General features: G+C 68.2%; 26 protein-coding genes and 1 tRNA gene. 6 read left to right on the plus strand and 21 right to left on the minus strand.

What is annotated here, in order from left to right:
* Nucleotides 1-106: 106 nt before the first annotated feature.
* The 6 genes from IQ458_RS08470 (at nt 107) to IQ458_RS08495 (ending at nt 4,323) form a co-directional block, all read left to right on the plus strand.
* Nucleotides 107-703, plus strand: a complete 597-nt coding sequence (locus IQ458_RS08470; RefSeq protein WP_183644706.1) for a CDP-alcohol phosphatidyltransferase family protein — start codon at nt 107-109, stop codon at nt 701-703.
* A 52-nt stretch (nt 704-755) separates the two neighbouring features.
* Complete coding sequence (gene phaE / locus IQ458_RS08475) at nt 756-2,054, plus strand: class III poly(R)-hydroxyalkanoic acid synthase subunit PhaE (RefSeq protein ID WP_203322518.1); 1,299 nt, start codon at nt 756-758, stop codon at nt 2,052-2,054.
* Entirely contained in the window at nt 2,051-3,118 is a 1,068-nt protein-coding gene (locus IQ458_RS08480; protein ID WP_183642277.1) for a class III poly(R)-hydroxyalkanoic acid synthase subunit PhaC, read from the plus strand. The genes phaE and IQ458_RS08480 overlap by 4 nt, the downstream gene beginning before the upstream one ends.
* 104 nt (nt 3,119-3,222) lie before the next feature.
* Nucleotides 3,223-3,612, plus strand: coding sequence for a YfeK family protein (locus IQ458_RS08485; RefSeq protein ID WP_425504660.1), 390 nt, complete (start codon nt 3,223-3,225; stop codon nt 3,610-3,612).
* A gap of 40 nt (nt 3,613-3,652) precedes the next feature.
* Entirely contained in the window at nt 3,653-3,856 is a 204-nt protein-coding gene (locus tag IQ458_RS08490) for a PspC domain-containing protein (protein WP_141453235.1), read from the plus strand.
* Nucleotides 3,857-3,906: 50 nt separating this feature from the next.
* On the plus strand, nt 3,907-4,323 hold the full coding sequence (locus IQ458_RS08495) for a hypothetical protein (RefSeq protein WP_203322595.1): 417 nt from the start codon (nt 3,907-3,909) through the stop codon (nt 4,321-4,323).
* Between the two features lie 106 nt (nt 4,324-4,429).
* On the opposite strand, the gene IQ458_RS08500 is transcribed toward IQ458_RS08495, so the two are convergent.
* The 21 genes from IQ458_RS08500 to IQ458_RS08600 form a co-directional block, all read right to left on the minus strand.
* Nucleotides 4,430-4,927 (minus strand): HupB, encoded by a 498-nt coding sequence (locus IQ458_RS08500; protein WP_203322519.1) that lies wholly within the window; start codon nt 4,925-4,927, stop codon nt 4,430-4,432.
* Between the two features lie 65 nt (nt 4,928-4,992).
* Nucleotides 4,993-6,210, minus strand: a complete 1,218-nt coding sequence (locus IQ458_RS08505; RefSeq protein ID WP_203322520.1) for an NAD(P)/FAD-dependent oxidoreductase — start codon at nt 6,208-6,210, stop codon at nt 4,993-4,995.
* 48 nt (nt 6,211-6,258) lie between these two features.
* Nucleotides 6,259-6,891 carry a TetR/AcrR family transcriptional regulator gene (locus IQ458_RS08510; RefSeq protein WP_183642265.1) on the minus strand — a complete coding sequence of 211 codons (633 nt, stop codon included), beginning with the start codon at nt 6,889-6,891 and terminating at the stop codon, nt 6,259-6,261.
* Nucleotides 6,892-7,189: 298 nt separating this feature from the next.
* Nucleotides 7,190-7,275 (minus strand) — tRNA-Leu (locus tag IQ458_RS08515).
* A gap of 44 nt (nt 7,276-7,319) precedes the next feature.
* Nucleotides 7,320-7,910 (minus strand): cysteine dioxygenase family protein, encoded by a 591-nt coding sequence (locus tag IQ458_RS08520; RefSeq protein ID WP_203322521.1) that lies wholly within the window; start codon nt 7,908-7,910, stop codon nt 7,320-7,322.
* 73 nt (nt 7,911-7,983) lie between these two features.
* Nucleotides 7,984-9,096: a homoserine O-acetyltransferase MetX gene (gene metX / locus IQ458_RS08525; protein ID WP_203322522.1), complete on the minus strand. Its 1,113-nt coding sequence runs from the start codon at nt 9,094-9,096 to the stop codon at nt 7,984-7,986.
* A gap of 43 nt (nt 9,097-9,139) precedes the next feature.
* On the minus strand, nt 9,140-10,165 hold the full coding sequence (locus IQ458_RS08530) for a tetratricopeptide repeat protein (protein ID WP_203322523.1): 1,026 nt from the start codon (nt 10,163-10,165) through the stop codon (nt 9,140-9,142).
* A complete protein-coding gene (locus IQ458_RS08535; RefSeq protein ID WP_203322524.1) occupies nt 10,165-10,620 on the minus strand; it encodes a cytochrome c-type biogenesis protein in 456 nt (151 codons plus the stop codon). The genes IQ458_RS08530 and IQ458_RS08535 overlap by 1 nt, the downstream gene beginning before the upstream one ends.
* Nucleotides 10,617-11,210: a DsbE family thiol:disulfide interchange protein gene (locus IQ458_RS08540; RefSeq protein ID WP_203322525.1), complete on the minus strand. Its 594-nt coding sequence runs from the start codon at nt 11,208-11,210 to the stop codon at nt 10,617-10,619. Before IQ458_RS08540 ends, IQ458_RS08535 begins: the two co-directional genes overlap by 4 nt.
* Nucleotides 11,207-13,141, minus strand: coding sequence for a heme lyase CcmF/NrfE family subunit (locus tag IQ458_RS08545; protein ID WP_203322526.1), 1,935 nt, complete (start codon nt 13,139-13,141; stop codon nt 11,207-11,209). The genes IQ458_RS08540 and IQ458_RS08545 overlap by 4 nt, the downstream gene beginning before the upstream one ends.
* Nucleotides 13,142-13,248: 107 nt before the next feature.
* On the minus strand, nt 13,249-13,716 hold the full coding sequence (gene ccmE / locus IQ458_RS08550) for a cytochrome c maturation protein CcmE (RefSeq protein WP_183642244.1): 468 nt from the start codon (nt 13,714-13,716) through the stop codon (nt 13,249-13,251).
* Nucleotides 13,713-13,883 (minus strand): heme exporter protein CcmD, encoded by a 171-nt coding sequence (gene ccmD, locus IQ458_RS08555; protein WP_183642241.1) that lies wholly within the window; start codon nt 13,881-13,883, stop codon nt 13,713-13,715. The genes ccmE and ccmD overlap by 4 nt, the downstream gene beginning before the upstream one ends.
* Nucleotides 13,880-14,629 (minus strand): heme ABC transporter permease CcmC, encoded by a 750-nt coding sequence (gene ccmC / locus IQ458_RS08560; RefSeq protein ID WP_183642238.1) that lies wholly within the window; start codon nt 14,627-14,629, stop codon nt 13,880-13,882. Before ccmC ends, ccmD begins: the two co-directional genes overlap by 4 nt.
* Before the next feature lie 140 nt (nt 14,630-14,769).
* Entirely contained in the window at nt 14,770-15,228 is a 459-nt protein-coding gene (gene azu / locus IQ458_RS08565) for an azurin (RefSeq protein WP_183642222.1), read from the minus strand.
* Between the two features lie 36 nt (nt 15,229-15,264).
* On the minus strand, nt 15,265-16,089 hold the full coding sequence (locus IQ458_RS08570) for a c-type cytochrome (protein ID WP_203322527.1): 825 nt from the start codon (nt 16,087-16,089) through the stop codon (nt 15,265-15,267).
* A complete protein-coding gene (locus IQ458_RS08575) occupies nt 16,086-18,617 on the minus strand; it encodes an MtrB/PioB family outer membrane beta-barrel protein (RefSeq protein WP_203322528.1) in 2,532 nt (843 codons plus the stop codon). Before IQ458_RS08575 ends, IQ458_RS08570 begins: the two co-directional genes overlap by 4 nt.
* Before the next feature lie 13 nt (nt 18,618-18,630).
* Nucleotides 18,631-19,641 (minus strand): DmsE family decaheme c-type cytochrome, encoded by a 1,011-nt coding sequence (locus IQ458_RS08580; RefSeq protein ID WP_235996697.1) that lies wholly within the window; start codon nt 19,639-19,641, stop codon nt 18,631-18,633.
* A gap of 225 nt (nt 19,642-19,866) precedes the next feature.
* Nucleotides 19,867-20,544 carry a TetR/AcrR family transcriptional regulator gene (locus tag IQ458_RS08585; protein ID WP_183642210.1) on the minus strand — a complete coding sequence of 226 codons (678 nt, stop codon included), beginning with the start codon at nt 20,542-20,544 and terminating at the stop codon, nt 19,867-19,869.
* 13 nt (nt 20,545-20,557) lie between these two features.
* A complete protein-coding gene (gene ccmB, locus IQ458_RS08590; RefSeq protein WP_183642207.1) occupies nt 20,558-21,241 on the minus strand; it encodes a heme exporter protein CcmB in 684 nt (227 codons plus the stop codon).
* A complete protein-coding gene (gene ccmA / locus IQ458_RS08595) occupies nt 21,238-21,882 on the minus strand; it encodes a heme ABC exporter ATP-binding protein CcmA (protein WP_203322529.1) in 645 nt (214 codons plus the stop codon). The genes ccmB and ccmA overlap by 4 nt, the downstream gene beginning before the upstream one ends.
* A gap of 94 nt (nt 21,883-21,976) precedes the next feature.
* Nucleotides 21,977-22,453 carry a DUF3293 domain-containing protein gene (locus IQ458_RS08600; protein WP_203322530.1) on the minus strand — a complete coding sequence of 159 codons (477 nt, stop codon included), beginning with the start codon at nt 22,451-22,453 and terminating at the stop codon, nt 21,977-21,979.
* Nucleotides 22,454-22,462: the final 9 nt, after the last annotated feature.

Consider the following 22,462-nt stretch of genomic DNA (forward strand, 5'->3'; position numbering starts at 1 on the left):
CCGGTTCCGGCGGGGCGCGACGATGGCCAGGACACCGTCTCCAGCGCGATTGGGCTAACCTGTCGGCTGGCCATTTCCGGGTGTTTCCGTGTCCCGCCATTTTTCGATGCTTCGCGATTTCCAGCTTGCGGACTGGTTCACGCTGGGCAACGCGTTCTGCGGCACCGGTGCGATCTTCGCGGCGATGCGCTTCCTCCAGGACGGGGTGATCCGCGATCTGATGATCGGCATGGCGCTGATTCCCCTGGCTTTCATTTTCGATGCCCTGGACGGCCGGGTGGCGCGCTGGCGCAAGCAGGCGTCGGTGCTGGGGCGCGAACTGGATTCGCTGGCCGACGTGATTTCCTTCGGCGTCGCCCCGGCCGCGCTCGCTTACGCCTGCGGCATGCAGGGCGGCTGGGACTGGCTGGTGCTGTCGTATTTCGTCGCCTGCGGCGTCAGCCGGCTGGCGCGCTACAACGTCACCGCCGAGTCGCTGGCGGGTGACGACGACAAGGTGAAGTACTTCGAAGGCACGCCGATTCCGACCAGCCTGGTGCTGGTGATGGTGCTGGCGGTGGCGGCCTATCTGGGCCACATCGGCGAGGCGCTGTGGCTCGGCGGCTGGCGGTTGGGGCCGTGGCTGCTGCATCCGCTGGTGCTGCTGTATGCCGTGTCCGGCACGCTGATGATCAGCAAGACCCTGCGCATCCCCAAGCCCTGACCGTCACCCGCGCGTCGCCGCGCGCGGCTAGAATCGGGGCACAGGAGGATTTATGGCCGAGCATGCACCACCGGGCGCGGGCGACTTCGAAGCGATGGCCCGCCAGTTCTGGAATCTGTGGGGCGACGCCCTGCGACAGGCTTCCGGCGCGGCCGCGCCGGCACCGGCGCCCGCCTGGACGCAGGCGCTGGACTGGTGGAGCCGGCTGATGCCCGGCGGCCGAGGTCCGGCCGAGGATGCCTTGCACCGGTTCCGCCAGCAGAGCGGCGACTGGTACGGGCTCATGCAGCAGGTGGCCGCGCGGTTCGCGGGCCAGAACGCCGGTGCCGGCGACGTGACCGCGGCCTGGAAGCAGGCGTTGGGCATGGATGCCGGGCAGGGGCCATGGATGGATTTCTTCCGTGGCCTGCAGGGCGGCGGGGCGGGCGGGTTCGAACACTGGTACCGGCAGGTTTCGCCGTACATGGACAACCTGCGCCGCGAGAACGAGCGCTGGCTGCATCTGCCCGCGTTCGGACCCGCGCGTGAACACCAGGAGCGCTGGCAGGCGCTGGCGCAGGCCCAGCAGGACTACCAGCAGGCCCTCGGCGAATACGAGCGGGTGATGCTGAAGGTCGCGGGGCTGGCGTTCGAACGGTTCGAATCGCTGCTCGATGCGCGTGCCGAGCCCGGCCAGCAGATCACCAGCGCGCGTGCATTGTTCGACCTGTGGATCGACGCCGCCGAACAGGCCTATGCGGAAGTGGCGCTGTCACCGGAATTCCGCCACGTCTATGGCCACCTCACCAACACCCAGATGCGCCTGCGCCTGGGCGTGCAGACGGAAATCGAGCAGATCTGCGTGGCCCTGGGCATGCCCGGCCGCACCGAGGTGGATTCGGCGCACCGCAAGATCGCCGAACTCGAACGCCAATTGCGCCGGATGAGCCGCCGGGACGACGTGCTGGATCCGCGCGACGCCGCGCAGCCCGCGCGCCGGCAGGCATCGCGTGCCGGCGGTGAAGGACGCCGAGGACAGGATGCCCCGGCCGCGCGCGCGACGCGTCCGGCGAAACCGCGTGGCGATGCGAAACCTGCCAGCGTCCCGCGGGCGGCAACCGCGACGGGCGCGAAGATCTCCCGCACCGCCGCCGGCACGAAGCCGGCCAAGGCGGTGAAGCCAGCGAAACCGGCGAAGCCGTCCGGCACCGCAAAGGCGGCAAAGTCGGCGGAGAAGGCTCCGGTCCGTTCCGCGCGTGGCGGTGACGGCGAAGTGGTGTCGATGAAGGACTGGGTGGCGCGCAACGCCCATGACGGCGGCGCCACCGCCGGACGCGGCAAGGGCAAGCGCGGGCAGGGAGGACGCAAGTGAACGGTCCCCTGAACATCAGCGTCGACGAACTCGCGCAGGAAACGTTGCAGGCGCAGCAGAAGCTCGCCGCCGGGTTGAAGACCCTGCCGCAGGTGGAGGATGTCGACTACGGCGCCACCCCGCGTCAGGAAATCTGGCGTGACGGCCGCGCGGTGCTGTACCGGTTCGTCGGTCCCAAGGCGCCCACCGCGAAAGTGCCGCTGCTGATCGTCTACGCGCTGGTCAACCGTCCCTACATGGTCGATCTCCAGGAGGATCGCTCGCTGGTGAAGGGATTGCTGGCGCTGGGCGAAGACGTCTACGTGCTGGATTGGGGCTATCCGGATCGTTCGGACCGCTTCCTGACCCTGGGCGACTACATCAACCGCTTCATTGACGGCGCGGTGGAGCACCTGTGCCGGCAGCACGGCCTCCCGGCAATCAACGTGCTGGGCATCTGCCAGGGCGGCGCGTTCTCGCTGTGCTATTCGGCGTTGCATCCGGAGCGGGTGCGCAACCTGATCACCATGGTGACGCCGGTGGATTTCCACACCCCGGACAACATGCTCTCGCACTGGACCCGCGAGATGGACGTGGATCTGTTCGTCGATGCGATCGGCAACGTGCCGGCCGACATGATGAATGCCTGCTACCTGATGCTGAAGCCGTTCCGGTTGAACCTGCAGAAGTACGTCGGCCTGGTCGACGTACTGGACGATCGCAAGGGCCTGGAGGATTTCCTGCGGATGGAGAAGTGGATCTTCGATTCACCGGATCTGGCCGGCGAGGCGTTCCGCCAGTTCATCAAGCAGTTCTACCAGGGCAACGGCTTCGTCAATGGCGGCATCGATATCGATGGCGAGGAAGTTCATCTGGGCGACGTCGACATGCCGGTGCTGAACATCTACGCCGAACAGGATCACCTGGTGCCGCCGAACGCGTCGCGCGCGCTGCGGGATCTGGTCGGCACCGAGGACTATACGGAACTGAGTTTCAAGGGTGGCCACATCGGCATCTACGTCTCCAGCCGCGCGCAGCGCGAGGTGCCCGGCGCGATCCACCAGTGGCTGGCGCAGCGCACGTAAGTACGAGGCGGGGGCCGCTGGCGGCCGCATGCCGCCCGCGGTTGCGGCCGGTTAACCGACGGTCGCTTAGGCTGCGCGGCCTGGACTGAGTGCGGGACATCAACATGCGCAAGGGCATTCTTCTTTCATTCGTGTGCGGCATCGGCCTGGCCTCGCAGGCAATGACCGTGTCGGCGGCGCCTGGCGAGCAGGCCCGGCGCGAGATCACCCAGTTGATGGATGGACTGTCCAACTCCGCGTGCGAGTTCCAGCGCAACGGCAAGTGGTATGGACGGGCCGACGCGCGCGCGCACCTGCAGCGCAAGTACGAGTACCTGCTGAAGCGGGATCTGGTCGACACCGCCGAACAGTTCATCGAGCGCGCCGCCAGCAAGAGCAGCATGAGCGGACGCGCCTACCGGGTGCGGTGTCCCGGCCAGCCCGAGGTCGACGCGGGCGCCTGGTTCCTGGCACGGTTGAAGGCGCTGCGTGGTTCAGGTGCGCCGCCGCGCTGAGCGCTAGACTGGCCGCGACGACTGTGGGGAGCCGATCACCATGAACACCGCGTCCAAGCCATTGGCCCGGTCCCTGAACGACCGCATGCTCGCCGGCGTGATGGGCGGCATCGCGCACCGGTTCGGCTGGAATGCCACGCTGCTGCGCGCCGTGTTCGTGATTGTCTCGATCGCCTCGGCCGCGTTCCCCGGCATCCTGGTCTATCTCATCCTGTGGCTGCTGATGCCCAACGAGGCGGATTGAACGAGCGGGCGCGAACGCCCGTCTGGCTGCCCGCGTTGCGCGGGCTGGGCATGCTCTGGGCCTTGCCGAACACGCTGGTCGGCCTGCTGGCGGGGAGCCTGGGACTGGCGTTCGGCGCGCGCGCGCGCTGGAGCCGGCGTGACTGCGCGCTGGTGTTCCACCACTGGCCCTGGGGGCCGGGTGGCGCGATCACTTTCGGCAACACCATCCTGCATACGGGCGACAGCCTCGATTCCGCCTGCATCACCTACGAGCAGCGCGCCGGCCATCGCGAACATCCGCCGATCAGGCTGGGCGACCACGAACGCGCGCACGTGTTCCAGTACATGGTGCTGGGGCCACTGTTCCTGCCAATCTACCTGCTGTGCGGCGGGGTCAGCGTGCGCAATCCGTTCGAACGCGCCGCCGACCGCTACGCGCTGACCGGTCGCGGCTGGTGGCCGGGCGGAGAAGCCCCGAAGCGATAGTTCCCCACGCCGGTTTGGGTGGTCGCGGCTTCCTGCGGGAATGCGAAGGGGCCGGTATCGCGATGCGGCGAACGGACGCTCCTTGCCGTTCCCGGGGCGGAAGCATTCAATCCCCGCGGGTACGTCCATTCGAATGGCGGGTGGTTTTCTTCGCGGCCTTGCGGGGACTTTTCCGCGCGGATTTGCTTGCCGTTTTCTTCGCCGTCTTGCGGGTGGACTTCCTTGCCGCCTTCTTTGCCACCTTCCGGGCCGCTTTCCTGGTGCCCTTGCGAGGTGCTTTCTTGGCCGCTTTTTTCGTGGTTTTCCCGGCCGCCTTGCGTGCGGTCTTCTTCGCAGCCTTCTTCGTGGCCTTCTTCGCCGACTTCTTTGTGGCTTTCTTCGCGGCCTTGCGAGGCGCCTTCCGCGTGGTTTTCTTTGCGACCTTCCTGGTGGTCTTGCGGGCGCTCTTCTTTTTCGCGCCTCCGCCTTCCTGCTTGTTGACCGTGGCCCAGGCGATACGCTCGGCGTCCTCTTCGGAACGACCCTGCTCGCGCTCGCTTTCCTCGATGTGCTCGGCCTTGCGCTTCTGCCGATCGCTGTAGGCGCTCTTCTCTCCACGTGGCATTGGAATGCTCCGGGATGGGAGGTTCGAACCTACGCGCGGTGGCGTCGTCGCCGGATGAAATCGGATCAGGATCGCGCGAGGCGAGCAAAGGAGAACAACTCCGCCAGCGGATGCCGACGCCGTTCGATGGCGGCCAGCAGCAGGTCGGCGCCAATCCGGCTGTAGGTAATGCCGTTTCCGCCGTAGGCCATCGCGAAATGCACGCGCGGGCCGTACTGCGGATGCGGGCCGAAAAACGGCAGGCCGTCCTCGGTTTCGGCGAAGGTGCCCGCCCAGGCGAAAGCGGGCGCGCATTGGAGATGCGGCAGCAGTTTGCCCAGCTTGCGGCTGAGCGCGCGCGCCTTCTTCATCACCCGTGCATCCCGGCGCGCCGGGATGTCGATGCGATCATCCTCGCCGCCGACGATGAGCCGGTGATCCGGCGTCGTGCGCAGGTACAGGTAGGGACGGGCGGTTTCCCACAGCACGGTGCGTTCGAGAAAGCCAAGGGCTTCGGGCGTGATCGGATCGCTGACGAAGGCGTAGCTGCTGTGGTTGCGCGCCACGCGCTCGCGCAGCCACTGCTGAGCCGCATAGCCGGTGGCGAGGATGGCGTGGCGGGCACGCACCCAGTCGCCATGCCCGGTCCGCACCCGGACCGAGCGTGCCTGCGGCTGGAGCTCGACGATCGGAGTGTGCCCGTGGACGCTGGCGCCGCGTGCCTGCAGGCGCTGGAGCAGGCGATGGGCCATGCGGTAGGGATCCACACGGGCGGCCTGATGGCTCAGCAGTGCGCCGGGCCGCGATATCCCGAACCGTTCGGCCAGCGCACCCGAACCCAGATAGTCGATCCGAAGGCCCAACCGATGCCTGGCCGCGGCTTCCTGCGCCAATCCGTCGCACTCCCGCCGCCGGGTCGCCAGGTACAGGCTGTCCGTCCACGCGAACCCGACGTCGCGGAGCCCGGCGGCCAGGCCGCGCAGCTGATCCAGCGCCTGCGCGCACGCCAGATAGGCCAGGGCGGCGTCTTGCGCGCCCACCCGATTCGCGAGATCGAGCAGAGGGGTGTCGATTTCGTACTGGAGCAGGGCGGTGCTGGCGGCGGTGCTGCCCCAGCCGATTTCGCCCTGCTCGATGACCGCGACCTCATGCCCGGCCGCCTGCAGGTGATCGGCGATCAGCGCGCCGGTGATGCCGCCTCCGATGACCGCGACCTCGCAGGCGAGATTGCCGGCCAGCGCGGGAAAGGGAGACAGCAGGCCATTCTTGATGGCCCAGTAGGGATAACCGCTCTTCAGGTCCATCGCGAAGGGGATGCCGGCACCACCTGGATCACCGGGACAGCCACGGGATTATCCGCGCGGCAACGCACCCTGCAGGAACAGGTCGACGTTGGCCACGGCCTGCTCGCGCAGCGAGGCGGGATCGAGCTTGTCCAGATAGCCGCTGGCGACCCGGATGATCAGGTTGCCGAACATCATCATGTAGAACTGGGTGGCGGCCGCCTCGGCCGAGGCCAGCTTCAGGTGGCCGTTGTCCATTTCCTGCTGGAAGAAACGGGTCAGGATGCCGCGGGTCTCGGCCACGGCATGCTCGAAGAACCAGTCGCGCAGGGCGGGGAACGACTCGCCCTCGCCAATCACGATGCGGTAGACCACCCGCGATTCCGCCTTGACCATCGAATCGGCGATGCGGATGGCGACTTCGCGCAGCGCTTGCTCCGGCGGCAGGTCGGAGAAGTTCATGTCGTTGAGGATGCCGACATGGTTCTCCAGGCGGCGTTCCAGGATGGCGTAGGCCAACCCTTCCTTGTCGCCGAAGATCCGGTACAGGGTGGCCAGGGAGCCGCCGGCGCGGGCGACGATCTCGCTCAGCTTGGCGTGCTGGTAGCCTTTTTCGGCAAAGACCTCGGTGGCGGCGTCCAGGAAGCGTTCGGCCCGCATCTCGCCCCGTTTGCACAGTTCGACGTTGCGGCGGGTGCGCATGAATGCGCTGGAACTCACGGAGCGGGAAGAAACGGTGCCACGGAAATCGGTCGAGTTGCTCACTGGCGGTACCGGAAGGTTGGCTGGGCGTCCCGAAGGGCTGATTGAGTTGGGTCTGACATGAATGCGCTCCCCGTTTGTCAACTGCCATTTGGCATGAATGACGCGCATCTGTTCTGCTCGTACTGTGACGATTCAGGTATAGCATACCTTTGGCCACTTTCCCAACATCAATTTTCGACCGGTCCAAATCGGGGACAAAAAAAAGGCCCAACTTTCGTCGGGCCTCTTCCGGGTCTGGTGCCGAAGGTGGGACTCGAACCCACACGCTTTTAAGGGCGGCGGATTTTGAGTCCGCTGCGTCTACCATTCCGCCACTTCGGCAAGGGGAGCGAGTATAGCCGAGGCCAGCGGGCCCCGACAGCCCGTCAGACCACGCGGTCGGTGCCGAGCAGGCGCTCGCCGCGGCGCTGCCAGCCTTCCGCGCCGCTGGCGTCGGCCTCCGGCGTGTAGATGCCGCAGCGGACCATGGTGCGCTGGTAGACGTGCAGGGACACGGCGATGGCGTCGTCGCTGGGGTTGCGGATGGTGTGGTACTCGTGGGGCGGAATCAGGCTGCCGGCCGAGCCGGTGCCGGCCTCGATGGTGCCGGCGGCGACGAAGCGGTAGCGCTCCTCGTCGTGTTCGGCCAGCTCGTACTGGGTGATTTCCAGGCGGCCACGCCAGACGCCTTCCACGCACCACATGCCGGAGTGGTCATGGATCTTGGTGCCCTGGCCCGGACCCCAGGTCATGGCGATGACGCTGTAGCCGTACTCGGGGCTGGTGTACAGCTCGCGCCGCGCGTAGTGGTCGGCGATGGGCTCCAGCACGCAGCCGGGCAGGGCGACCGATTCGTCGCGGATCAGTTCGCACAGCGACTTGCGCAGCGCATCGGTGATGGCGCGATCGTCGCCCAGCGCGACGGCGGCGTCGAGCGTGGCGACCAGCCGATCGTGGCCGGGAAAATCGAGGGACATGGAAGGCACCCGGGAATAGTGGTGCCGCCATTCTAGTCCGGGCGGGTCCCGGTCGCGACGGTATGGCGGCGGCTCAGAGATCGGCCAGGAAACCCGCGACCGCCGGGCCGAACCGGGCGAAATCCACCAGGAAGGCGTCATGGCCCTGCGGCGATTCCAGCGGCACGAAGTCGGCTTGCGCGCCGCCCCGTGCCAGCCCCTGGGCAATCTGTTCCTGCTGCTGGAGGGGGAACAGGATGTCGGTCACCGCGCCGATCGCCAGCGCCCGCTCCACCCGGATCCGGGCCAGGCCCCGCATCACGTCGCCGCCGGCGTACTCGGCCAGGTCGAACCAATCCATCGAACGGCTCAGGTAGAGGTAGCAGTTGGGGTCGAAACGGCGCACGAACCGGCGCGCATGGCCTTCCAGATAGCTTTCCACCTGGAATTCCAGCCCGAACGGATCCTCGTCCGGGCGGTCCGATTCCAGCCGTACCCGGCCGAAGCGGCCGTCCCATTCCAGCGCCGAGCGATAGGTGATGACGCCCAGTTTGCGGGCCATGCGCATGCCGGATTCGGGATAGCGCTCGTCGTCGTAGTGGCCCTGGTTCCATGCCGGGTCCAGGCGAATCGCCTCGCGTTGCAGGGAACGGATGGCGATGGAGAACGGCAGGGCCTGGGCGCTGCCGGAGATGTTGATGTGCGCGCGCACGCTGCCGGGATGCAGCAGCAGGTAGGCCAGCGCGGTCATGCCACCCATCGAATTGCCGATGATGCAGGCCAGTTGCCCGATGCCCAGTGCCTGCACCACCGCATGGGCGGCATTGGCGCCGTCCTCGATCGACAGTTCCGGGAAATCCAGCCGGTAGAGTTCGCCGCTGGCCGGATTGATCGAGGCTGGACCGGTCGAACCCTTGCAGCTTCCCAGCGAGTTCACGCAGATCACGAACCAGCGATCGGTGTCGATCGGCTTGCCCGGCCCGAGCATCGCCTCCCACCAGCCTTCCTCGCCGTTGCCTTCGTTGCGCGCGGCGTGCGCGTCCGGCGACAGGCCGGTGACGATCAGGATCGCGTTGTCGCCGGCGGCGTTGAGCCGGCCCCAGGTTTCGTAGGCGATGCGCGCACCGTGCAGGGCGCCACCGCGTTTCATCGGGAAGGGCGAGGGCAGCGGATGGAAACGCGTGCCGGGCGGGATGAATTCGGTCATCCCCCAAGTTTAGCCTGCGGCTGCCGGCACGGGCCGGCGCCGCTCATTCCACGATGCGCTGGATCCGCAACGAATAGGCATCGGTGGCGCCCACGTCGGCAGGCACCGCCACCGCTTCCAGATCGCCGGCCTTGGCCATCACGTCGCCGGCGCGGGAGATCCGCGCGCCCAGTTCGACCTTGGCGACCTGCGAGAGCTTGAGGGTCGGCATCGGGCTGTCGCCGTCGCCCAGTTCCAGGGTGATCGGGAACGAGGTGGCCGGCACCCGCTTGGCGGCCACAGGCATCGGCGGCCCACCGGCCTGGCGGGCGAACACGAACAGGGTCTCGCCGCCGCTCAGCCGCGCCTTCAGTTCCGGCGCGATGTCCACGCTGACCCGCAGCAGCGCCTTGCCATTGGCCATGGCCGGGGCGGCGGCGGGTTCGGGCAGCGGCTCCAGCCCGGCTTCGGCGAGGGCCTGGTTGATCTGGGTACGCAGGGTGGTGGCGGTGCCGCCGTCGACCTGCGCCAGCAGCGGTTCCCAGGTGCGCGCGGCCTCGGCCGGCTGGCCCTGCTGGCGCTGCGACACGCCGAGGAACCAGCGCGCGCGCTGGTGCTGCGGTTCGATGGTCAACGCGCGCTGCAACAGGCCGACCGCCTGCGCGTCGAGCTGCTTGTCCGGGCTCGCGTACAGGCGGGCCTGCGCGTTCTCGACCAGCAGGTTGGCGTCGTCCGGAGCCAGCTTGAGCGCGGTCTCGAAAGCCGTGCGCGCCTCGGCGTAGCGCTCCATGCTCAGGTAAGAGCGGCCGAGCAGGCGCCAGCCCTCGGGTTCGTTGGGATTGCGCTTGAGTTCGGCTTCCAGCTGCTTGACCGCATCGTCCAGGCTGGCGGGCATGGCCGCCTCCGGCATCGTGGCGGGTATCTCGATGGCTGCCGGCGTGCCCAGCAGCCGGTACAGCGCCAGGGTGCCGATGCCCAGGGTCGCGACCGCGCCCACGAACAGCCGGCGCGAAGAGCGCCACAGGGGCCATAGCACGCCCACCAGGACGAGCAGGGTCAACAGCGCCGCGATGGCGGAAAAAGCGGTCATCACCACTCCTGGTTGTCGTCGGCTTCGGCGATGTCGCGACCGCCACTCCTGCGCCTGACGATGCGCAGCACCACCACGCCGCCGGCGATCACCAGCAAAGCCGGCCCGAACCACAGCAACCAGGTGCCGGGCGACATCTCCGGCTTGTACAGCACGAATTCGCCATAGCGATCCACCAGGAACCGCTTGATCTCGGCATCCGACTTGCCCTGCCGCATCAGGTCCAGCACCTCGCGGCGCAGATCGTGGGCGATCTGCGCGTTGGAGTCGGCCAGCGACTGGTTCTGGCACATCACGCAGCGCAGTTCGGCGGTGAGCCGGTGGAAGCGGGTTTCCTCGGCGTTGTCGTTGAATTGCAGCGGGGTCGGATCGCTGGCCTGGGCCAACGCGGGACCGGCGATGCCGAGCAGCAGCGCCAGCGTCAGCATGCGCAGTTGACGGGGCAGGACGCTCATTGTTGCACTTCCGCCTTTTCCAGCGCCGGGATCAGTTCCCTGGCGATGATCTCGTCGGTGACCGCGCCGACATGCTTCCAGCGCACGATGCCCTTGGCGTCGACCAGGAAGGTTTCCGGCGCGCCGTAGATGCCCCAGTCGATCGCCGCGCGGCCGTCCTCGTCGGCAATCACCAGCACGTAGGGATTGCCGAACTGCTCCAGCCAGCGCAGCGCTTCGCCACGCTCGTCCTTGAGGTTGTAGCCGATGAAGCGCACGCGCTTGGTCAGGGCGAACTTGGTCAGCACCGGATGCTCGACCCGGCACTCCGGGCACCAGCTGCCCCACACGTTCATCACGTAAGGCGCGCCGGCCAGATCGGCGTTGTCGATGCGGGTGGCCGCATCATGCAGCAGCGGCAGATCGAAGGCGGGCGCCGGTTTGCCGATCAGCGGCGAGGGCAGGGCTTCGCGATCCGCGCGGCCGGATTGCTTTACGCCGTAGGCCAGCAGGCCCATCAGGCCGACGAAGAACAGGCCGATGATGACCGCGGCGAACACCAGCGCGCCGCGCGACTTGTTCTGGCCGGGAGTGTCGGAAGGGGTATTCATGCCGGTTGGGCCTCGGGTTTGAGCGCTTCGGGTTTGCGGCGGAAACGCCGATCGGTGGCGGTGACGAACGCGCCCAGCGCCATCAGCAGGGCGCCCAGCCAGATCCAGCGCACGAAGGGCTTGATGTGCACGCGTACCGCCCAGGCGCCATCGCCAAGATGTTCACCCAGGGCCACGTAGACATCGCCGAACAGGCTGGGCCGGATGCCGGCCTCGGTCATCACCTGGCCGCCGCTGGCGTAGGCGCGCTTTTCCGGATTCAGCCGCACCAGCGGCTTGTCGCCACGCAGCACCTGCACGTGTCCCAGGTCGGACAGGTAGTTGGGGCCGCGGGTTTCCTCCACGCCCTCGAAGCGGAAGCCGTAGCCGGCCAGCTCGATGGTCTGGCCGGGCTTCATCGCCAGTTCGCGCTGCACGTTCTGCGCTTCCACCAGCAGCGCGCCAATCAGGAACACGGCGATGCCGAAGTGCGCCAGCACCATGCCGAGCATTTCCGGGGTGAACTTGCCGTTGGCGCGCAGCCGGGTCCAAACGAAACGCAGCGTGCCCAGCGCCACCCACGCGCCGGCGGCAACGCCGGCCGCGGTCTTCAGCGGTCCCTGCGGCGCCATGAAATAGGCGATGGTGCCCAGCACCAGCGCCGCCACCAGCCATGGCACCAGCATCGCCAGCGGCTTGCGCGGCTGATCCTTCTGCCACTTGGTCAAAGGGCCGAACGGCAGCAGCATCACCAGCGGCGTCATCAGCACCACGAACAGCAGGCCGAAGTAGGGCGGGCCGACCGAAATCTTGCCCAGTTCCAGCGCGTCGGCCAGCAACGGATACAAGGTGCCCAGCAGGACCATGCCGCAGGCTGCGGCCAACAGCACGTTGTTGGCCAGCAGCAGGGTTTCACGCGAACTGGCGACGAAGGCGCCGCCGGTGATGCGCGGTGCGCGCAGCACGTACAGCACCAGCGAACCGCCGACCACCGCGCCGAGGAAGATCAGGATGAACAGGCCGCGCGAAGGATCCGCGGCGAACGCGTGCACGCTGGTCAGCACGCCCGAGCGGACCAGGAAGGTGCCCAGCAGCGACAGCGAGAAGGTGGCAATCGCCAGCAGCAGGGTCCAGCCGCCGAAGCTGCCGCGCTTCTCGGTGACCGCCTGCGAATGCAGCAGCGCGGCGCCGGCCAGCCACGGCATGAAGCTGGCGTTCTCGACCGGATCCCAGAACCACCAGCCGCCCCAGCCCAGTTCGTAATAGGCCCACCAGCTGCCCAGCGCGATGCCCAGGGTCAGGAACGCCCAGGCCACGTTGGTCCAGGGACGGGTCCAGCGCAGCCAGCGCGCATCGATGTGGCCGTCCAGCAGCGCGGCGATGGCGAACGCGAACGGCACCACGAAGCCGACGTAGCCGGTGTAGAGCATCGGCGGATGGATGATCAGGCCCGGATCCTGCAGCAGCGGATTCAGATCGCGCCCTTCCAGCGGCGCCGGCAGCAGCCGCGCGAACGGATTGGAGGTGAAGATCAGGAAGGCTAGGAAGCCGACGCTGACCACGCCCATCACGCCCAGCACGCGGGCGACCACCGCTTCCGGCAGATGGCGGGAGAACTCGGCGACCGCGGCGGTCCAGATGCCCAGCACCAGCACCCACAGCAGCAGCGAGCCTTCGTGCGCGCCCCATACCGCGGAATAGCGGTACATCATCGGCAGCAGCGAATTGGAATTCTCCGCCACGTACTTGACCGAGAAATCCTGGGTGACGAAGGCCACGGTGAGGACCACGAACGCCGCCAGCAGCAGGAACAACTGGCCGTAGGCCGCCGGGCGCGCCACCGCCATCCACGCCGCCTTGCCGCGATGGGCGCCGGCCAACGGCAGGATGGCCTGCAGCAGGGACACCAGCAGTGCCAGGATCAGGGTGACTTGACCGAGTTCAGGCAGCATGGCTCAACGGGATCCGGAAAAAGGGAGGGAGATGCCCGCAGCCGGAGCTGCAACGCGATGGCGGAAGCACACGCCCGACGGCGTGGCTTGGCGAGGCGTGGATTGGATCAATTCGTCGACCCCGCCGCGGGGGCGGTCGGCACATCGTGCTTCTGGTGTGCCTTGCCCATCTTGTCGGCCACTTCCTTGGGCATGTAGGTCTCGTCGTGCTTGGCCAGCACGTCCTCGGCGACGAACACGCCGTCCTTCATCGAACCGGTCGCCACCACCGCCTGGCCCTCGCGGAACAGGTCCGGCAGGATGCGGTCGTAGACCACGGGCAACTGCGCATCGCCGTCGGTGACCCGGAAGTGCGCCTGCAGCGATCCGGTTTCGCGCTTGAACGAACCCTTCTCGACCATGCCGCCCAGGCGGAAGCGCGCATGCTCGCCGGCTTCGCCGCGCAGCACTTCGGCGGGGGTGTACAGGTAGGCGACGTTGCGTTGCAGCGCCAGCGCGATCAGCGAGGCGGCGACGCCGGCGGCGAGTACCAGCAGCAGCACCCAGATCAGGCGGCGGCGGCGGACGGGATTCATCGGTTCAACTCCATCGGCGAGGGCGCGGCGGCGCGGGCTTCGCGCGCGGCGCGCAGGCGGGCGGCACGCAGTTCGCGGCGGATCTGCAGGCGCGGGGCGATGAAGTCCCACAGCAGTACCACGGCGAACACGGCGTAGGCGCCGACCACGTAATGCAGGTAATTCATGGCTTGCTCCCCGCCAGCCGCGCGACCCAGTCCTTGCCGGCCTCGCGGCGCAGGTTGTCGGCGCGGGCGCGCGCCAGCAGCGATCCGGCGAACCAGAACTTGGTCGCCGCCACCATCAGCCACAACGGCAGCATCATGCTCGGATCCATCCGCGAGCCGCCCATCAGGCTGATGGTCTGGCCCTGGTGCAGCGAGTTCCACCACACCACCGAGTAGCGGATGATCGGCAGCAGCGCCACGCCCACGATCGACAGCAGGCCGGCGGCGCGCGCGGCGGCGCGGCGATCGTCGATGGCGTTGTACAGGCCCATCACGCCCAGGTACAGGAACAGCAGGATCAGTTCCGTGGTCAGGCGCGGATCCCAGTCCCACCAGGTGCCCCACATCGGCTTGCCCCAGATCGAACCGGTGGCCAGGGTGATGACGGTGAAGGCGGCGCCGATCGGCGCGCAGGCCATGGCGAGGATTTCGCACAGCTTGATCCGCCAGATCAGCGCGATGGCCGCATAGAACGCCATCAGTCCGAACACGAACAGGCTCATCCACGCCGACGGCACATGGATGTAGAGGATGCGGAAGCTGTCGCTCTGCTGGTAGTCGGCGGGCACCACGAACAGCGCCTGCCACAGGCCGAAGCCGAACAGCACGAGCGCCGCCAGGTAGCACCAGGGCGTCCAGCGGGCGGCGAAGCGATCGAAATAGGGCGGCGAACCGAGTTGGTGGAACCAGCGGACGAGGGGATTCATGGACGGTGTTTCATCGCTCGCGGTCGATGGAGCGCGCCACCCTGGCCCGCTCCGCAGCTCTGTTCTGTGAAATCACCCCATTTTCCCAGACTTGGGGCCGCCGCGCCAACCGCGCGGGGCCCCGCTGGTCTTGACCCCGGTCAAGGCTTGAGGGTCAAGGTGCCCTTCATCAGCGCCGAATGGCCGGGGAAGCTGCAGAAGAACGAGAACGGGCCGGTTCCGGCGAGCTTGGCGACCGGAATCTGAACCGAGGTGGTTTCGCCGCCGCCGACCACCTTGCTGTGGGCGATGACGCGGGTGTCGCCGGCCTTGATGTAGTCGGCGGCCAGCCCGGCCTTGATGCCGTCGGTGTCGATGCCGGCGATGTCGGCGGTCTTGGCGACCACCACGTTGTGGCCCATGACGTTCTTGGCCAGCTTGCCGGTGTGCTTCAGGTTGATGGTGAAGGTGGTGCAGCTCTTGCTGACGTCGATGTTGGACAGGTTGTACTTCATCGCGTCGTTGCCCTCCAGGTTGACCGAGCAGGTGGCGGCGCGGGCGGCCAGCGGCGAGGCGGCCAGGGCGAGCAGGGCGAGGCAGGAGGCAAAGCGGTGGTTCATGGAAATTCTCCGGGACGTGGGGTTGGGACGGGTGGTTCAGGGACCCTGCGCGGCCAGCCAGGCCGACAGGGCGGAGATGGTGTCGTCGTCCAGTCGCTGGCCGACGCCGCCCATCACGAAATCGTTGGTCGAATGATGGAGCTGGGCCGTGCGGAAGGCATTCAGGCGCACCTGCAGGTAGATCGCGTTCTGTCCACGCAGCGAAGGATACGCCGACCACGGCGCATGGCCATCGCGATCGTCGCGCGCGGCCAGCGGATGGCCGCCGGCGTCCGCGCCGTGGCAGCCCTGGCAGGGTGGCAGTCCTTTGCCGGGGTCGCCTTCCATGAACAACTGCCGACCCCGTTCCAGCAGGGCCGTATCCGGTGCCGGCGCTTCTTCCTGCGCGGGCGCGCGGCCGGCGGGCAGGCTGGCGTAGTAGAGGGCGAGATCGCGCATGTCCTGCTCGTTCAGGCTCGCGGCCAGTGGCGTCATCGCCGATTCCGCCATCGCGCCGCTCTGGTATTCGACCAGTTCCCAGTACAGGTACTCGGCGCGTTGGCCGGCCAGGTTGGGAAAGTTCGGCGCAATCGAGATGCCGGCGGCGCCGTGGCAGGCCGCGCACAGTTCGGATTTGGCCTTGCCGGCCGCCGGGTCGCCGCGCAGGCGGGTGATCCGGCGCAGATCACGGTAAGCGGGCGGCTTGGCGGCGGGCACCACGGTCGCGGCGGGTTCGGCTGGCGCGGTGTCGGCCGGCGTGTTTTCCGGGGACGTCTTCGCGGCGGGATCCTGGGCGACCGATTCGCCCGTGCCCGCCAGCATCGCCACGCCGAGCGCTAACGCGACGGCGGTGAACAGGCCGGTGCCGGTGGACGGCTTCATAGCGACACCTCCAGGCTCATGCCGATCAGGTTGACCCGGTAGTCGCCGGGACCGCCGTCGGTGTACACGCGATGATCGAATACCCGAGCCTCGTCGAAACCCAGGTAGTGCCAGTCCGACAGGCGACCGCGTTCGTAGGTGTCGAACACCCGCATCCGCGTGCGCGCGCCGAGCGGGAAACTCAGCCCCACCGACAGCGAATTGACCCAGTAGATCATCGGCGGATAGCGGCCATCGGCCGAGGCCGCCAGCGCGGGATTGGCCAGCGCGCCGGGCGAGGCGAAGCGGTAGCGGGTGGTGCCGCGCGAATCGGTCCAGTTCCACGCCACGTCCAGTTGGGCGCGGCCGATGGCCTGGTTGAGGTTGATGCCGGCGTAACGGTTGCGCTGGCGATCGTCGAGCCACCAGCGGTTGGCCTGCGGATAGGTCGGGCCGCCCAGCGTCGGATCCGGCGTCAGTGCCGCGTCGTTGACGTTGGCGATGCCCAGATCCGAGCGGTCGTAACCCAGCCAGGCGCTGGCGACGGTGGTCGTGGCGGGCTGCCATTCCCATTGCAGGCTGGCGCCGCGGGTGTCGTAGTCCTGCCGGCCCAACTCGGCGTCGTAGTCGTTGCGTTCGCCGCGCAGCGATGCGTACAGGGTCATCTCGCGCGGCAGGATGAAGGTGGCCATCAGATCCAGCTTGTGCTGGCTGCGGCTGGCGAGGTCGTACTTGCGCAGCGCCGACACCGTGTGCGCGGGCACGCCACCGGCGGGCTCGACGAAGCCGGGCAGGTCGGTGGAGAAGGTGAATTCGTAGGGATCGTAGAAATAGCGGCTGCCGCTGCGATCCAGGTAAGTGTAGTTGGCGCGCAGGGTCAGCCATTCGCGGGCGCGGTTGTTCCAGGTCAGGCGCAGGCTGTCGTCACGGGTGGTCGCGACTTCGCGATGGGCGCGTTCAATGGCCGTGTGGGTGTAGGTCACGCCCAGCGTGTTGCGCTGGGTGGGGCGCCAGTCCAGGCCCATGGAAACCTCCCGGGTTTCCTTGTCCAGCGGCAGGTTGCGCACGCGGGTGATCACCGAGGGCGCGAGCAGCGGATCCCACACGCCCATTTCGCCGGGAACCACGCTGCCCTGCGAACCGTTCTCCGCCACATAGCCCCACTGGCCGGTCAGCGGGTTGTAGGCCTGGTACGTGCCGTCATAGTCCTCGCGATAGTACTTGGCCTGCCCGCGCACGGTCAGCGTGGTACGCGGCTGGAACACCGCGCGCACGTCCAGGCGCTGGGTGTCGATGCCGAGATCGGCGGTCTTGCGCGACAGCGCGTCCGGCGTGTTCCAGTCGGCGCAGTCGAACAGGAAGCCCGGTCCGATCGGCAGGCCGAACTGGCCCTGGCAATTCATCGGCGCCAGCAGGCGTTCGTTCTGGCGCATCGTGCCCAGCGAGGTGTTGAGGGTCAGTTCGCCGTTCCACGGCAGTTTGCGGGTGAACGCCGCACGTAATTGGTGATAGTCGTTGTCCGGTTCGTAGGCGAATTCGCCGCTGGTGCGCGGCGGCGGGGTCACGCCCGGCACCACCGAGTACAGACCGTATGGCACCTGGTAGTCGTAGCCGTTGAAGCGGTTGCGGAAGAACGAACCCGTATAGCTGACGTCCATCCGCCACAGGTTGCCGGTGAAACGCACGCCGCCGTTGACGTTCACCGTGCTGTCGTCGATCGGGCGCGGGATCTCGTAGATGCCGCCGTTGGCAGGGAACGGGTAGTTGAAGAAGAACGGTCCGCCGAACGGACGCGCGCCTTCGCGCTGTTCGTGGCTGGCGTTGAAGTAGGCCGCCCAGCGTGGATTGAGGAAATAGTTGATGCCCAAGCCCTGCTTGTCGCGGACCACGCGCAGGAAGCGCTCCGGCTGCGCGCCCGCCACCGCGGCCACCTGCGCCGGAGTGCTGGCGGCCGGCGTCAGGCCACCGGCGAGGGTGAGGTGCTGGCTGCCAACGCCGTTCCAGATCGAACGCGCGTTGCCACTGGTCACGTTGGGCTGGGTGCGCACGAAGGCCTGTACGCGGAACTTGCCGGCGCGGCCGAACACCGCGCGATAGAACTGGTTGTGCTCGTTGATGCGGCTGGCACGGAAATCCAGGTAGCTGCCGTCGCTGGCGCGTTGCAGGCGGAAGCGCGCATCCACCATCACGCCATCATCGAAATCGTTGAAGCGGCGCCACTGGGTCGCGCGTTCGTCGCCGGACACGTGCAGGTAACCCAAACCCACGCTGCCTTCGTAGGCCCATTCGCCGTGCGGTTTCAGCTCGGGCCACGCGGGCGCGCAGGGATACAGGAAACCGGTCGGCGTGCGCCGGGAACCGGCGTGCAGCCAGCTCATGCCGTCGGCATCGCAGCCGATGCCATGCATCCCGGTGGTGTCCAGCGCGTTGCCGAAATGCAGGTCGGTGCCCAGGCCGCTGTCCTGGGCCCGCGCGGTGGCGGCCAACGACAGCGCCATGGCCAGCGCGGCCACTTGCGGCAACCGGGGCGTGCGGAACGTCGAGACCATCATGCTCCCTCCGCTACTTGTGGAGACGGGGACCGGACGGGTGGTTGGAACCGTGGATCTGCGCGTGGCAGGTCAGGCAGCCGCGTCCCATCAGGCGCTCGTCCGGCGCGGGACCGGTGCCCAGCGACGCGCTGGTCAGCAGATCGTTCGGGTGGCGCGTGTGCGAGTGGCACTGCTGGCACAGCATCGGCACCGGCGCCACCAGCAGCGCGTGCTGGTTGGAGCCGTGCGGGGTGTGGCAGTTCAGGCAGCTCTCGCGCACCGGCGCGTGTTCGAACAGGAACGGTCCGCGCTTTTCGGCGTGGCACTGGTAGCAGGTCTCGTTGACGGTGTCGGTCTTGAGCAGCGAGGCGTTGAGGGTGCCATGCGGATTGTGGCAATCGGCGCAGGTCATCTCGCCTTCCGGCAACGGCATGTGCGAGCGGCGGTTGAACTGCTGGCGGACGTCCTTGTGGCAGGTCGCGCAGGTCTCGCTGACCGACTGGCGCGCGGTCAGTCCTTCGGCGGACAGGCGCGCCATCGGATTGTGGCAATCGCTGCACGACAGATCGTTGCGCTGGTGCACCGAGCCCAGCCAACTGTCGCGCGGACCGCCGGCGTGGCAACCCAGGCAACTGCCGGTCTGCGCCGACACCGGCGTGCCGCCGTCGTGGGTGAAGGCGATGATGCTGCCTTTGGCGGAAGGATTCTGCGCATGCGCCGAACCCGGACCGTGGCAGGCCTCGCAGGTCGGGGTCGACGGATTGGCCTGCTGCGCGGCCTGCATGCCGAGCGCATGCACGCTGTGGGCGAAGTTGGCCTGTTCCTTGCCGTGGCAGGCGGTGCAGGTCGCCTCGCCGATCGGCTTGGCGGTCGGTTGCAACGGGTTGGCCGGTACGGTGGCGAAGGCGAAGCCCGGCGCGTCGGCGAAATCGTGGGCCTTGCCGTCCTGGCTGCCGAAATGGGTGGCGGGGAGCTTCGAGGGATCAAAACCGGCCGGGGCGCTCTGCGCCATCACCGGCGCCAGCCAGCTGGCCCCGAGCATGGCCGCCGCCGCCAGAACAAACATCAGAGCCAACAATGCGCGCCGCATCCTGTTCTCCCTTGCGCCTGGCTGGCCAAGGCTGGCTAGCCGCAGGGCTTGTAACGTTCATTACGATAAACGCTGAATGAATGCGCGATGGATATCAAGTTGCGGTGCAGCATTTGCCGGCGCGCGACCCGGTGGGCCGGCGGGACGCGAAGGGGATTTTCCGCCACGAATGCCGGATCAGGCCCGTGGGCGGGGCAGGACGCCTTCCAGGAAGATCGACACCGCTTCGCGGGCTTCCACCTTGACCCGCGGCTTGTCGGCCACGCCGATGCGGCCGTTGACCGAACGCAGGATCACGCCGCCGAACACCATCATGTAGAAGCGGTCCGCGACGATGGCGGGGTGCTCCAGAATGAGCCGTCCGCTCAGTTTCTCGCGCTCGAAGTACTGGGTGAGCAGGCGCTCGGCCGGCGTCACGCCATGTTCCATGAACCAGTCGCGCAACTCCGGAAAGCACAAGCCCTCGCCGACCACGATGCGGTGGGTGACGATGCGGCCCGGCGACAGGATTTCCTCGACCATGCGCTCGGCCGCCAGCGGCAGCGCCTGCTCGGGCGGCAGGTCGGAGCGGTACAGCATTTCCAGGCCCTCGCCGAAGGCGGCGATGCTGCGCTTCATGATCGCCAGCGCCAGCCCGTGCTTGTCGCCGAACGCGTTGTAGAGCGTGGACAGCGAGCCGCCCGAACGGGCGACCACGTCGTTCAGGCGCGCATTGCGGTAGCCCTTTTCCAGGAACACTTCGGTGGCCGCCTCGATGAATCGCTCGATGCGCAGTTCGATCCGCCCGGACACATCGGTGCGCGGGCGCGAGGACTTGTCGGACGGATGGTGCGGCGGTTCGGGGAAATCCGTCATGGGCGGCGAGGAATCAGTTGAGGGCGATGCGGATCGCGGCGGCGGCGGTCAGCGGTGCCAGCACCAGCGCCATCACCAGACCGGCGCCAAGCAGCAGCAGCGCGCCGCTGCCGTCCAGGCCCTGCGCGCTGGCGGCGACGCTGCCGGCGCCGAACACCAGGATCGGCACGTACAGCGGCAGCGCCAGCAGCGCGACCAGAATGCCCGAGCGTCGCATGCCGACCGTCAACGCGGCGACCACGGCGCCGAGCAGGCTCAGCAACGGCGTGCCCAGCGCGAGCGAGGCGAGCAGGGCCGGCAGTTGCGGGCGCGGCAGGTGCAGCAGTTCGCCCAGCAGCGGGGTCACCAGGATCAGCGGCAGCGCGGTGGTCGCCCAGTGGGTCAGCACGCGCACCGCGACCAGCCAGGCCAGCGGCACCGGCGCGAGGATCCATTGTTCCAGCGAACCGTCCTCGGCATCACCCCGGAACAGCGTGTCCAGCGACAGCAGGCCGGCCAGCAGCACCGCCACCCAGATCACCGCCGAGGCGACCTTGCCCAGCGCTTCGGGTTCGCCGCCCAGGCCGAGCGCGAACACCACCACCACCAGCAGGGCGAACAGCGCCGGTTGCAGCGCGTCGCCGCGACGGCGCCACATCAGGCGCAGGTCGCGTACGACCAGCGCCGACGCGGAGGACCACAGGCCGGGCGTGCTCATGCCGCACCTCCCAGCATCAGCATCCGGGTCTGCACCGGCGGCGCCGCGTAGGCGCCGTGCGTGGTGACCAGCGCGGCGCCACCGCTGCGCAGGTGGGCGGAGATCATCCGGTTGACCAGGTTGATGCCCTCCAGGTCTAGATTGGCGTAGGGCTCGTCGAGCAGCCACAGCGGCGCCGGTGACAGCCACAGCCGGGCCAGCGAAAGCCGCTTCTTCTGCCCGGCGGAGAGTTGCCGCGCCAGCGCGTCCTCGTAACCGGCCAGGCCGACCATCGCCAGCGCGTTGCCCGGCATCTGGCGGGCGCGGCGACCGTGCAGGCCGCACAGGAAATTGAGGTTCTCCAGCGTGTCCAGGTCCGCCTTCAGCGCGGGCAGGTGGCCCAGGTAGGCGATCGCCCGCGAACGCTGGATGGCGCTGGCGGGGCGGCCATCGATCTCGATGTCGCCGCGGTCGGCGCGCAGCAGGCCGGCCAGCACGCGCAGCAGGGTGGTCTTGCCGGCGCCGTTGCCGCCCTGCACCAGCAATGCCTCGCCGGCATTGACGGCGAATTCCAGCGGGCCGAACACCGGTTCGTCGTTGCGCGAAAAAGCCAGGCCACGGGCGGCCAGCAGCGGCGGAGGGGTCGGAACGGAATCGATCATCAGGCGGAAGCCTTCGAAGAAGGCGGGTCTCGGGCGGCAATCAGCCGGCTATTGTATGCGAGCCCCCACGCGGTGCTCCTTGCGCGGCTGGCGCTCAGCCGGCCCATTCCACCGCCGGAAGATCCGGCGCATCGCCTGGTCGCGTCCACATCAGCCTCAGCCGGACCGGTTGCCCTTGCCGCCAGTGCAGGATGCCGCCCTGGGAAAAGGCGCGCGCGAGCGCATCGGCGTCCTCGCGTGCCAGATCCAGCACCAGCCAGCCGGGTTCGAGCCAGCCGCCGCGGTCGTCGCCGGCCCGGGCCGGCACATGGACATGTCCGGCCTCGCCCAAGCGGGCCCGCAGGCGCCGATCGGCCGCGCGGTTGTCCTCGTCGGTGCGCGTGGTCAGAGGCGGGTTCCAGGCCGTGATCCACAGGTAGTCGCGGGCCGGCAGGCGCGCCTCCAGCGCCGCCGCCGGCTTGCCGATCCGCAGCGGCCAGGCGCGCTCGTCCAGCAGCACCTCGTAGCGGGCCGCGCACCAGGCCCGCGCCAGCCGGCATTTTTCCGGATCGGGAACGCTGTATCCGTTCATGGCCCCATC

This window comes from Pseudoxanthomonas beigongshangi, assembly GCF_016820515.1.
Classification (GTDB): domain Bacteria; phylum Pseudomonadota; class Gammaproteobacteria; order Xanthomonadales; family Xanthomonadaceae; genus Pseudoxanthomonas_A; species Pseudoxanthomonas_A beigongshangi.